General features: G+C 44.2%; 6 protein-coding genes and 1 riboswitch. Of the genes, 4 read left to right on the top strand and 2 right to left on the bottom strand.

The window, feature by feature from the left end; translation table 11 throughout:
- Positions 1-208: 208 nt before the first annotated feature.
- Both uvrA and AC3CKG_RS01505 read left to right on the top strand, forming a co-directional pair.
- Positions 209-3,040, top strand: coding sequence for an excinuclease ABC subunit UvrA (gene uvrA / locus AC3CKG_RS01510; protein ID WP_488528717.1), 2,832 nt, complete (start codon positions 209-211; stop codon positions 3,038-3,040).
- Between the two features lie 96 nt (positions 3,041-3,136).
- A complete protein-coding gene (locus AC3CKG_RS01505; protein WP_488528716.1) occupies positions 3,137-4,900 on the top strand; it encodes a PglL family O-oligosaccharyltransferase in 1,764 nt (587 codons plus the stop codon).
- A gap of 104 nt (positions 4,901-5,004) precedes the next feature.
- On the opposite strand, the gene AC3CKG_RS01500 is transcribed toward AC3CKG_RS01505, so the two are convergent.
- Positions 5,005-6,144 carry an aminotransferase class V-fold PLP-dependent enzyme gene (locus AC3CKG_RS01500; RefSeq protein WP_372203036.1) on the bottom strand — a complete coding sequence of 380 codons (1,140 nt, stop codon included), beginning with the start codon at positions 6,142-6,144 and terminating at the stop codon, positions 5,005-5,007.
- A 176-nt stretch (positions 6,145-6,320) separates the two neighbouring features.
- A riboswitch (Lysine riboswitch) is annotated at positions 6,321-6,498 on the top strand.
- Between the two features lie 109 nt (positions 6,499-6,607).
- On the opposite strand from AC3CKG_RS01500, the gene lysC reads away from it, so the two are divergent.
- Positions 6,608-7,975, top strand: a complete 1,368-nt coding sequence (gene lysC / locus AC3CKG_RS01495; RefSeq protein WP_488528715.1) for a lysine-sensitive aspartokinase 3 — start codon at positions 6,608-6,610, stop codon at positions 7,973-7,975.
- 115 nt (positions 7,976-8,090) lie between these two features.
- Here lysC and metH read toward each other — a convergent pair whose 3' ends face one another.
- Entirely contained in the window at positions 8,091-11,768 is a 3,678-nt protein-coding gene (metH, locus tag AC3CKG_RS01490; RefSeq protein WP_488528714.1) for a methionine synthase, read from the bottom strand.
- A gap of 168 nt (positions 11,769-11,936) precedes the next feature.
- Between metH and AC3CKG_RS01485 the strand changes: the two genes are divergently transcribed.
- Entirely contained in the window at positions 11,937-13,217 is a 1,281-nt protein-coding gene (locus AC3CKG_RS01485; RefSeq protein WP_017109389.1) for a cation:proton antiporter, read from the top strand.
- Positions 13,218-13,340: the final 123 nt, after the last annotated feature.

Genomic DNA, 13,340 nt, shown 5'->3' with positions numbered 1-13,340 from the left:
CTTACTTGCTGTTTAGCTATTGAGTTGTTTAACTATTTAGTTATTTAACTGATCGCAATAAGCGGTTGGTTAGCAGCACATTAAATGATTCCAAGGGTGACTCAAAAGAGTCGCCCTTTTTTATTACTGTTTTTTTATCCAGTAAAACTTTGCACAAATCTCACTCTATGTAATACTTTAGCCACTTAAAATTACATGGTCTGTTGAGATGGATAAAATAGAAATTAGAGGCGCTCGTACGCATAACCTCAAAGACATTAACCTAACCATACCTCGTGATAAGCTAACGGTTATCACTGGATTATCAGGTTCAGGAAAGTCGTCACTTGCGTTTGATACCCTCTACGCAGAAGGTCAACGTCGTTATGTTGAGTCTTTGTCGGCCTACGCTCGTCAATTTCTATCTCTCATGGAAAAGCCTGATGTCGACCACATCGAAGGTTTATCTCCAGCCATCTCCATCGAACAGAAATCAACTTCTCACAATCCTCGTTCAACGGTTGGCACCATCACTGAAGTCTATGATTACCTAAGACTACTTTATGCTCGTGTCGGTGAACCGCGCTGCCCTGATCACAATACCCCTCTTGCAGCACAAACCATCAGTCAAATGGTCGATAAAGTCTTAGAACTGCCTGCTGGTTCAAAGATGATGCTGTTGGCTCCGATAGTCAAAGAACGTAAAGGTGAGCACGTTAAAACGCTTGAGAACCTAGCGGCTCAAGGCTTTATCCGTGCCCGTATTGATGGCGAGACCTGTGATTTGTCCGATCCACCCACATTGGAACTGCACAAGAAGCACACCATTGAAGTTGTCGTTGATCGCTTTAAGGTTCGCCCAGATCTTCAACAGCGTTTAGCTGAATCGTTTGAGACAACATTAGAGCTCTCTGGTGGCATCGCCGTAGTCGGTTGGATGGAGGATAAAGAACAAGAAGAGATCGTATTCTCTGCAAACTTCGCTTGTCCAAAATGTGGCTACAGCATGCAAGAACTCGAGCCTCGACTGTTCTCATTCAATAACCCGGCAGGGGCGTGTGGTACGTGTGATGGCCTTGGTGTTCAACAATATTTTGATCCAAGTCGAGTAATTTTAGATGAGAACCTAAGTATTGCTGAAGGTGCGATTAAAGGCTGGGATCAGAAAAATTATTACTATTTCCAGATGCTGACATCGCTATCAGATCATTATGGTTTTGACCTTTATGCGCCATTTAATTCTCTACCAAAGAAAACCCAAGAAATCATCCTCAAGGGTTCAGGTAGAACTGAAGTTGAATTCAAGTACATCAATGATCGTGGTGATATCCGAGTCAAGCGTCACCCATTTGAAGGTATTTTAAATACGCTGGAACGCCGTTACCGCGACACTGAATCTAGCGCGGTGCGTGAAGATCTTGCCAAGTACATATCAACGAAATCATGTTCTAGCTGTGATGGTACGCGCTTAAGATTAGAAGCTCGAAATGTCTTTATTGGCGATACCACACTGCCAGAAATCGTTCAGCTCAGTATTGCTGATGCACTAGAGTTTTTCCAAAACTTATCGCTTAGCGGCCAGCGTGGGCAAATTGCTGATAAAGTGATGAAAGAGATCAATGATCGTCTGCATTTCTTGGTGAATGTGGGTTTGAATTATCTGAACTTATCACGCAGTGCAGAAACACTGTCTGGTGGTGAAGCGCAAAGAATTCGTCTAGCAAGTCAAATTGGTGCCGGTTTAGTTGGCGTTATGTATGTGCTGGATGAGCCATCGATTGGCCTCCACCAGCGTGATAATGAACGTCTACTGCAAACTCTGGTTCACCTAAGAGATTTAGGAAATACCGTGCTTGTTGTTGAGCATGACGAAGATGCAATTCGTTGCGCTGACCATGTTATCGATATCGGCCCAGGTGCAGGTGTGCATGGTGGACACGTGGTCGCAGAAGGCACCATGCAAGACATCATCGAAAACCCGAATTCTTTAACTGGACAATACCTGAGCGGCGCTAAAGAAATTGCGATACCAACACAAAGAACGCCTATCGACAAGAAAAAGGTTGTCGAGATCGTTGGCGCAACGGGGAACAACCTAAAGAATGTCACTGCGACGATCCCCGTAGGCTTGTTCAGCTGTATTACGGGGGTATCGGGGTCAGGTAAGTCTACACTAATCAATGACACCTTCTTTAAAGTTGCCCACACTCAATTAAACGGTGCAACAACCGCAGTTCCAGCGCAGCACAAAAAGATAAAAGGCTTAGAGCATTTCGACAAAGTGATCGATATTGATCAAAGCCCTATCGGTCGCACCCCTAGATCAAACCCTGCAACCTACACTGGTATTTTCACGCCAATTCGTGAGTTATTTGCAGGTACCCAAGAATCACGATCTCGTGGCTACAAGCCAGGTCGATTCAGTTTTAACGTTCGTGGTGGTCGCTGTGAAGCGTGTCAGGGAGACGGTGTCATCAAAGTAGAGATGCATTTCTTGCCAGATGTGTATGTACCGTGTGATGTGTGTAAAGGTAAGCGTTATAACCGTGAGACTCTAGAGGTCCGCTACAAGGGTAAAACCATTGACGAAGTTCTAGATATGACTGTCGAAGATGCTCGTGAATACTTCAACCCGGTACCCGTTATCGCTCGTAAGCTGCAAACATTGATGGATGTTGGTCTTTCCTACATTCGCCTCGGACAAGCAGCGACAACCTTATCTGGTGGTGAAGCGCAACGCGTTAAATTAGCGCGTGAATTGTCTAAAAGAGACACGGGGAAAACCTTATACATTCTCGATGAGCCAACAACAGGCCTACACTTCCATGATATCCAGCAACTGTTAACGGTACTGCATAGATTACGTGATCACGGTAATACGGTTGTCGTGATTGAGCATAACCTAGACGTCGTCAAAACAGCGGACTGGATCCTAGATCTTGGCCCTGAAGGTGGTCAAGGAGGCGGTGAAATTGTTGCAGAAGGTACACCTGAAGATGTGGCATTAGTCGAAGGTTCGCACACTGCTCGCTTCCTTAAGCCTATGTTAAATTTGAAGTAGGTGTAAAATAGCTCCCTGCGAGCAGATAGAAAAATGTTAAAGTAACAGAGCTTGTTTCAGAAGGAACAAGCTCTGTTTTTATAAGGTTAGGGATTTATGGCAACAATACATACTAGCGGTACCCAGCTAGAAAATCAGAGAGCTCAGCTTCCGCTTAACAAGGCATTCCTTGCCTCTTTAGCTGTTGTATTCTTATTAGCCATGCATTTTTTTATGCCCAACCCTGGAGGCTCAGGCCTCGCTTTATCCTTTAATCCGACCACTTGGTTAGCTCTTAGTTTTACGTTGGCGATTGGCTTCTACCAGCTTGCCACTAACCGAGCACTCAAATATTCAAAGTTAACCGTTGGCTTGCTGATAAGCTGCGTAATACTGACGCTACCCATTCTTTACAGCAACGCCTCTCCTCAAGCCGCATCAGGCCGACTACTAGGATTGTGGGCGGGCTTCGCCTTATTCGTGGTGCTTCAGCAATTTAAATTCAGTAACAAACACAAACAACGTATGTTGTGGTTCATTGTTCTTGCCGTCGTTCTACAAGCACTTTTTGGCTATGTGCAATATTTCTTATTGGAACCTGGCAACCTATTTGGTTACAACACTGCGGCCAATAGACCTTATGGGATATTCCAACAACCGAATGTCATGGCAAGCTTTCTTGCTACAGGTTTTGTGCTTTCAGCGTATCTTTTAGCAAGACAGCCAGCTAAATATAATCACAAAATTAGCGAGTCGTTCTTACTATACCTAACACCAACCTTAACCGTACCTTTGCTGATCATCATCGCATCACGTACCGGATGGTTGGCTGCCGTAATCGGGTTTGTCTGCATTCTGCCTTATCTATACAAGTTCTCTACTAAGAAACGCTTCTACGGATGGTGCGCATCAGTGGTAGTCGGTATCGTCGTCGCTTTTTCGGTGATCAGCCTCAGCGCAACTGATAGTTTCGCCAGTAAAAAAGCAAACTTAGAAAGTCCACGAGCCTATACCTTCCCACAAGCGCTCGATATGATGATCGAAAAGCCATTTACCGGTTATGGCTACGGAAAATTCGAATCCGAATACACGCTATACACGGCTCGCCAACATCAACTTAACTCAAATTATCATCCCGGCCTTCCCTCAATGGATCACCCACATAATGAGTTTCTGTTTTGGGGAGTAGAAGGTGGAATTGTACCAATTATCGGTATCTTGATTGCTGCGGTATTGGTGATGTCACGCATAGCTAACTCAGCGAAAGGAACACGTCTAGCACTACTTGCGCTGTTCATACCGATACTCTTACATTCTCAGCTTGAGTATCCTTTTTACCACTCGGCGATTCACTGGATAACCTTTATCATTTTGATTTACTGGGTCGATCAACGGACTTCTCGCCACTATCAGCAGCCGTTTAGTATCGTCAGTAAAACCATATTCAGAGTGTCGAGCTTAGTCGTTCCTATCTTGGTGAGTTTTTACATGCTTAGTGCCTTACATACCAATTATGTACTCACTAAATTTGAACTGTCTAAGCCGAAAAACCCGGACATTCTTAAGCAGGTAACGAACCCCGTAGTATGGAAAGATCGCTATGATTGGGACGTGTACAGTACCTATCTAAATATTGGCCTCTACAAAGCCGATCCTAGCCTGATCCAGCCTTATATAGATTGGTCGCTAGAGATCATAAAGAGTAAACCAAGGCCTGCTTTCTACAGTAACCTGATTCTCGCGTATCAAGGGTTGGGCGATCACAGCAAAGCAGAACAAATTCGTAGTGAAGCGAGCTTCTTGTTCCCAAATCGAGACTTTTCAAAGGTTCAGTATAAGAAGATATCAGAAGCAGAAAACAACATTTCTTCAGCTAAATGATGCCAAGGGATCTAGAATCATTTTGCTGTAATGACGTTTAGCCTAGACACAAAAAAGCGCACGATCTCTCGTGCGCTTTTCTTTTGAACTTCAGTTTATAGCTACTATTTTAGAACGTCTTGTAACGCTTTTAAGCACAAAGCGACATTCTCTTTTCGAGCGCCATAACCCATTAAACCAATACGCCAAGCCTTTCCAGCTAAAGAGCCAAGGCCAGCACCTATTTCAAGGTTATATTCTTCTAGAAGTTGTGTTCTGATTTTGGCTTCATCAATTCCTTCAGGGAAGTAAAGCGCATTCAATTGAGGTAGGCGACTCTCTTCATCAACCACAAATTTTAATCCTAAAGCTTCTACGCCAGCTTTAAGTTCTTGGTGCATCGCATAGTGACGTGACCAAGCATTGTCTAGGCCTTCATTTTTCAATAGAACCAACGACTCATGCAGAGCATAGAGGCTATTGACGGGTGCAGTATGGTGGTAACTACGCTTACCTTCTCCACTCCAATAACCCAATACCAAGCTCTGATCTAGGAACCAGCTTTGTACCGGTGTTTTGCGCGCCTTCATCTTCTCAACCGCACGTTGAGAGAAAGTCACTGGAGACAGTCCAGGAACGCAAGATAGACACTTTTGACTGCCTGAATAAACCGCATCGAGTTGCCATTCATCAACCAACAATGGCACACCACCTAATGATGTCACCGCATCCACAATCGATAATGCATCAAATTGACTAGCGACTGCGGAAATCGCTTGAGCATCCGATAACGCGCCAGTAGACGTTTCTGCATGCACAAATGCGACAGCAACAGCATCTGGGTTTTCTGCCAATGCCTTTTCTACCTTTTCCACAGAGACGGGTTTGCCCCACTCATCATCAACAAGGATCGCTTCACCACCACAACGCACAACATTCTCTCGCATACGTTCACCGAAAACACCGTTGCGACAAACAATCACCTTCTCGCCAGGCTCAATCAAGTTAACAAAACACGTTTCCATACCCGCACTGCCTGGAGCAGAAACGGCAATCGTAAACTCATTCTCTGTTTGGAATGCATACTTAAGAAGTTGTTTCAATTCATCCATCATCGCGATAAACAACGGATCGAGGTGACCAATGGTTGGGCGGCTCAAGGCCTGTAGAACTTGAGGCGAAATGTCTGAGGGCCCCGGTCCCATTAACGTTCGGTGCGGCGGATAAAAGCTATCAATAGCAGTAGTGAGTGTTAAATTAGACATGTACATCCCTTACGTTAATGTTGTGAACAATCCACCCTAAAGCAAATTGATTACCTCAGCAATTAGCCATAAGTATTGAGGTCACACCAGTGTCACATAATTGTTAAAATTATTTTTTAAATATCTCCAGTTACGGATTGACATTGTTACCGCAAACACGTTCAATGAAATGGCTATCTAGCAGAAGAGGAGCGCTGCCCAGGCAGATGTTTTGTGGAACCGCATTTCCAATACAAAACATTAAGGGGGAGCAGTGCCGAGATAATAAAAGGATGCAGGACCTTTATTATCGGTTGAGCGGGCTGAATCCCGGCAACTGTCGCCATTTCTATATGGTGAGGAGCTTCTGAGGTTACTATTCTAATAATTCCTCTCTTTTTGCTCTAAATACTCTCTTCGAAAAACATCGGACGTTGGATTACCCAACCGTAATTTTATTTTAGGAAGTCGTGGGAGATATATCGTGAGTGCATCTAATGTAGCTGGTTCTTTTAATGTCGCTAAGTTTGGTGGAACAAGTGTTGCCAACTTTGAAGCAATGAGCCGTTGTGCTGCCATTATTGAAAATAACTCGAATACGAAACTGGTCGTGAGCAGCGCGTGCTCAGGCGTCACTAACCTGCTTGTTGAACTCGCGAATGGTGTTCAAGATAAAACTCGTCGCCAAGAATCAGTCACACAGTTAACCGACATTCATAATACGATTCTTGCTCAGTTAGCCGATCCGAGCTGTGTCGAGAAAGAGGTTCATAACATTCTCGATGATATTGTGAGTGCAGCCGAAGCAGCATCATTCCAAGTAAGCACAAAGCTGACTGATCACCTTGTCGCCTGTGGTGAACTGATGTCGACACATATCCTCACTCAAATCATTCGCGAACGTGGTACACCAGCGGTTCGTTTTGATATCAGAGAAGTGATGCGCACCAATGATGATTTCGGTAAAGCAGAACCACAACTGGAAGATATTGCAGCCCTTGCACAGCAGAAACTGATTCCACTTTGCGAAGAACAAGTTGTCGTTACCCAAGGTTTTATCGGTGCCGACAGCGAAGGTAACACCACAACGTTAGGTCGTGGCGGCAGTGATTATTCAGCTGCACTGATTGCGGAGTCGGTACAAGCGATTGGCTTAGAAATTTGGACTGATGTTCCAGGTATCTACACCACAGATCCACGCATCGCATCGAAAGCATCTCCTATCCCAGAGATCAGCTTCAGTGAAGCATCTGAGATGGCAAATTTTGGCGCGAAGATATTACACCCTTCGACTCTAGTCCCGGCACTACGCCATCAAATCCCGGTTTTTGTCGGCTCATCAAAAGCGCCAGAGCTCGGTGGAACATGGATTCGTCAACAAGTTGAAAGCTCTCCTCTGTTCAGAGCGCTTGCCCTACGCTGCAATCAAACCATGGTTACGCTACGCAGCGCTAACATGTTCCATGCCTATGGCTTTTTGGCGAAGGTGTTCGAGATCCTTGCTAAACATAAGATCTCGGTCGATCTTATCACTACCTCAGAGATCAGTGTTTCACTGACACTCGATCAAACCGATACATCTGGTGGTGCCCCTGAGTTACCAGAAGCCGCTCGCCTTGAGCTTGAAGAACTGTGTTCCGTGGATATTGAACACGACCTATGCCTTGTTGCTCTTATTGGTAACAACATGAGCGAAAGCAAAGGCTATGCAAAGCAGGTATTCGGCACTCTAGAAGATTTCAACCTACGTATGATTTGTTACGGAGCAAGCCCACACAACCTATGCTTCTTGCTAGATGAATCTGTGTCTAAGTTGGCGATTCAAAAACTTCATCAAGAGTTATTTGAATAGATAGTCCGTTTATCATCGACAGATAAATAACTAAATTACAGATACAAAAAGGGTTGCTATTAAGCAACCCTTTCTCTTTTTTACGTTACGAATCAAAGTTCGTCATAGATTCAAACTAGTTAATGTTTGGACCTAACCACTTCTCAGCTTCCAACATATCCCAACCTTTACGGTCGGCATAGCTATCCACTTGATCCTGTTGAATCTGTGCAATTGCAAAATATCTAGCATCAGGATGTGAGAAATACATACCAGACACTGAAGCACCAGGCCACATTGCGTAGCTCGTGGTTAGTGACATGTCGATCGCTTTTTCAACGTCCATCAACTCCCACAACGTACCTTTTTCGGTATGTTCTGGGCAAGCAGGGTAACCCGGAGCTGGACGAATACCTTGGTACTTCTCGCGAATCAAATCGTCATTAGACAAATCCTCATCCGGCGAGTAGCCCCAAATGTCCTTTCTCACTTCTTTATGCAAGTATTCAGCGAACGCTTCAGCCAATCGGTCAGCAACCGCCTGGATCATAATTGCGTTGTAGTCATCACCGTTGGCTTTGTACTCATCAGCAAGCTCTCGCTCACCTATACCACCAGTCACCGCAAAGCCACCAATCCAGTCCGCTTTACCACTATCTTTCGGAGCAATATAATCAGACAAACAGTAGTTAAAACCTTTTGGCTTCTCGGTTTGTTGACGAAGGTTGTGCAAAACCTTTAACACTTCAGTACGAGATTCATCGGTATACACTTCGATATCATCGCCAACGCTGTTGGCAGGGAACATCGCACACATCCCACGAGCTTCAAGTAACTTCTCTTTCTGTACTCGATCCAATAAATCATTCGCATCTTTGAATAAGCGTTTCGCTTCCTCGCCCACTTCTTCATGAGCAAGAATTGCAGGGTACTTTCCGACTAGCGACCATGTCATAAAGAATGGAGTCCAGTCGATGTACTGACGTAAAGTCGCAACATCAAAATCATTGAAGATGTGCACTCCAGGCTTAGCGGGGGCCGGCGGCGTATAAGCTCTCCAATCAATCGCCACTTTATTAGCTCGAGCGCGCTCAAGCGTAACAGGCTTGGTACGTGGTTTCTTACGATTGTGCTGATCTCGCACACGGTCGTAATCAATATCCAACTTCTCGACAAATGCAGGCTTCAATTCGTTAGATAGCAATGAGGTACATACACCCACCGCACGTGAAGCATTGTTTACGTAGACCACAGGCTCAGAGTAGTTCTGTTCAATCTTAACGGCTGTATGCGCTTTGGATGTGGTTGCTCCACCGATCAGAAGAGGCAGTTTGAAGCCTTGTCTCTCCATCTCTTTAGCCACATGAACCATCTCATCCAATGAAGGAGTGATTAAACCCGAAAGGCCAATGATATCGACGTTCTCTTCTTTAGCGACCTTAAGGATTTTTTCGCATGAAACCATCACGCCTAAATCGATAATTTCGTAGTTGTTACACTGCAAGACAACGCCCACAATGTTTTTACCGATATCGTGAACATCACCTTTTACGGTCGCAAGTAAGATTTTTCCGTTAGTCGCACCAACATCTTTGGTTGCATTAATAAATGGTTCTAGATGGGCTACTGCTTGCTTCATAACACGTGCAGATTTCACCACTTGAGGAAGGAACATCTTACCTTCACCAAAGAGGTCACCAACCACGTTCATGCCATCCATTAATGGGCCTTCAATCACCTCGATAGGGCGGGAGGCATTAACACGAGCTTCTTCGGTATCTTCAATAATAAAGTCGGTAATACCTTTCACTAAAGAGTGTTCTAAGCGCTTTTCTACTGGCCAGGTACGCCACTCTAAAGCAGATTTATCTTCAACTTTCCCCACTGCACGTTCTAGATATTCAGTCGCGATGTCTAGCAAGCGCTCAGTGGAGTCATCTCGGCGGTTTAGAACCACATCTTCAACGGCTTCACGCAAATCCTCAGGCACATTATCGTAAATCTCTAATTGCCCAGCATTTACGATACCCATATCCATACCGTTTTTAAAACAGTGATATAGGAATACTGCGTGGATAGCCTCACGAACGTAGTTATTACCTCGGAATGAGAATGAAACATTAGATACACCACCAGAGATCATTGCATGAGGTAAGTCTCGTTTGATGTCTCCTACCGCTTCAATGAAATCGACCGCATAGTTATTATGCTCATCAATACCCGTTGCCACAGCAAAAATATTCGGGTCAAAAATAATATCTTCAGGTGGGAAACCCACTTCATCAACCAGAATATTGTAGGCATTAGTACAAATCTCAACCTTACGCTCTCGAGTATCAGCTTGGCCAACTTCATCGAACGCCATCACGATAACCGCTGCACCATATCGGCGAACCAGTTTCGCTTGTTCGACAAACTTATCTTTCCCTTCCTTCAATGAGATAGAGTTGACGATGCCTTTACCCTGAATACATTTCAGACCCGCTTCAATAACTTCCCATTTTGAAGAGTCGACCATGACTGGTACTTTCGAGATCTCAGGCTCAGATGCACATAGATTTAGGAATTTAACCATACACGCTTCAGCGTCTAGCATCCCTTCATCCATGTTGATATCGATAATTTGAGCGCCGTTCTCAACTTGCTCTCGAGCCACACTCAAAGCTTCATCATATAGCTCTTCTTTAATAAGGCGCTTAAAGCGAGCAGAGCCCGTAACGTTGGTTCGCTCACCCACGTTAACAAACAGAGATTCCTTGGATATCGTCAATGGCTCTAAACCAGAGAGACGACAAGAGACGGGTAAATCTGGTAATTGGCGCGGCGTTACACTTTCAACAGCTTTTGCCATTTGGCGTATATGTTCTGGCGTCGTACCACAACAACCACCAATCAAGTTCAAGAAGCCACTTTCAGCCCATTCCTTGACGTGTTCAGCCATATCTTCTGGAGACAGGTCATACTCACCAAATGCGTTAGGTAAACCCGCGTTAGGGTGTGCAGAAACATGACACTCGGAGATACGAGACATCTCACCGACATATTCGCGCAATTCATCTGGGCCTAATGCACAATTCAAACCGAACGAGATTGGTTTTACATGACGAAGGGCGTTGTAGAATGCTTCCGTCGTTTGTCCGGAAAGCGTTCGACCAGATGCATCGGTGATAGTACCGGAGATCATAACTGGTAAAGTGATACCCATTTCTTCAAAGACTGATTCAACGGCAAAAGAGCATGCCTTCGCGTTAAGTGTATCGAAGATAGTCTCGATAAGAATAAGGTCTGACCCACCTTTGATAAGAGCACGAGTCGACTCAGAATAAGCCACTACAAGTTCATCAAAGCTCACATTACGATAGCCCGGGTCATTAACATCTGGGGAGAGAGAACAAGTTCGGTTAGTTGGACCTAAAACACCCGCCACGAAACGAGGTTTCTCTGGCGTCTTCGCTGTCCATTCATCTGCCGCTTCTCGAGCCAGTTTAGCAGCAGCATAGTTAATTTCTTCGCTAAGACTTTCCATATCATAGTCGGCCATAGCAATGGTTGTTGCATTAAAGGTATTGGTTTCGAGGATATCTGCACCTGCTTCCAAATACTCCGTGTGGATACCTTTGATAAGCTTAGGTTGTGTAAGTACCAAAAGGTCATTGTTACCTTTTAAGTCACTATGCCAATCAGCAAAGCGCTCACCACGATAGTCCTGCTCTTCCAATTTATAATCCTGAATCATGGTACCCATGCCACCATCAATCAGTAAAATTCGTTGCTTTAACAGAGCCTCAATCTTTTGCCTTACATTACTTCCCACGGTACAGCCTCATTCCTTTAATTATCCCTCCATCCTATCACACATTAAAAAGGAGTCTAGACGTCTAAAAAAGGAAATTGATTACTAAGCTATGACAAAAAGTGTTTGCTATTTAAGCATGAGACAACGAAAATTAATTTTCATACTTTGTTACATATTGGAATCCCAATGTCGGTCTATTACACCTTATGCTTCTTGTCCGCTGCAGCCATGCTTATTGCTTTCGTGAATACCAAAATTGGTAAAATGCAGACAACCATCGCCATTACAGCTGGCTCAATGATGTTATCTCTATTGATTATCATTGCAGGACAAAACAATTGGTTCCAATTGGCAGACATCGCCTCAGAGACAGTTGCCAGCATCAACTTTGAAGACTTCCTCCTGAAAGGAATATTAGGTTTCTTACTCTTCGCGGGCGGCTTGGGGATTAAACTACCAAACTTAAAAGATCAGAAGTGGGAAATAACTGTATTAGCATTAGGTGCAACACTGTTTTCAACCTTCTTTATTGGATTTGTGCTCTATGGGTTTTGTCAATTTATCGGTATTCAATTTGACCTGATTTATTGCTTACTGTTTGGGTCTCTTATATCTCCAACCGATCCAATTGCCGTATTAGCCATAGTAAAGAAACTCGATGCTCCCAGACGAATCTCTACTCAAATCGAGGGAGAATCTCTATTCAACGACGGTTTTGGCCTAGTCATCTTCGTAACACTCTTTACCATTGCATTCGGAACAGAGGCTCCGACAGTTGGTAGTGTGACAATGTTATTTGTCCAAGAGGCGATTGGCGGCATCGTTTACGGTTTTGTTTTAGGTCTGGTATTCCACTACCTAATCAGCAATACCGATGATCACTCAATGGAGTTGCTATTAACTATAGGCATCCCAACTGCTGGTTATGCATTTGCTGAAGTTCTACATGTATCAGGACCATTAGCGATGGTGGTATCAGGTATCATGATTGGTAACTGGACTCGCTTTATTGGATTCTCGAAAGAGAGTGAGGATCACCTAGATCACTTTTGGGAGTTAATCGATGAGTTCTTAAACGGCGTATTGTTCTTATTGATCGGTATGTCGATGCTGTTATTCAAATTCCACCAAGAAGACTGGATTTTAATGGCATTCGCAGTCCCTCTAGTACTAAGTGCACGCTACCTAAGTGTTTTCTTGTCTTATATTGGATTTAAACGTTTTAGAACTTACAACCCTTGGTCAATCAAGATCCTGACCTGGGGCGGTTTGCGTGGTGGTCTAGCTCTAGCAATGGCACTTTCAATCCCTTCAGGCATTTGGGTTATTGAAGACAAGTCAATTGATGTTAAAGAGATTATCCTTGTCATGACATACGCTGTTGTTGTGTTCTCAATATTAGTTCAAGGTTCGACAATTACTCCTATGATAGAGAAAGCGAAACAAGCTGAGAAAGAATTGGATTAACACCGAAAAATATAATCGAAGGTCGCTTAGTATAAGCGGCCTTTTTTGTACCTGTGTCCATCGGTAAGCACGTCTCTCTATCCTACAAGTTGCCCCCTTTATATTTAAGCGTCATGACTGTTT

The organism is Vibrio sp. QJM3NY_15 (assembly GCF_057785995.1).
This window is presented reverse-complemented; position numbering and strand designations above follow the sequence as displayed.

Coding starts and splice junctions, on each gene's coding strand:
- AC3CKG_RS01505 (WP_488528716.1), top strand. CDS start 3,137: ATGGCAACAATACATACTAGCGGTACCCAGCTAGAAAATCAGAGAGCT.
- AC3CKG_RS01485 (WP_017109389.1), top strand. CDS start 11,937: ATGTCGGTCTATTACACCTTATGCTTCTTGTCCGCTGCAGCCATGCTT.
- uvrA (WP_488528717.1), top strand. CDS start 209: ATGGATAAAATAGAAATTAGAGGCGCTCGTACGCATAACCTCAAAGAC.
- AC3CKG_RS01500 (WP_372203036.1), bottom strand. CDS start 6,144: ATGTCTAATTTAACACTCACTACTGCTATTGATAGCTTTTATCCGCCG.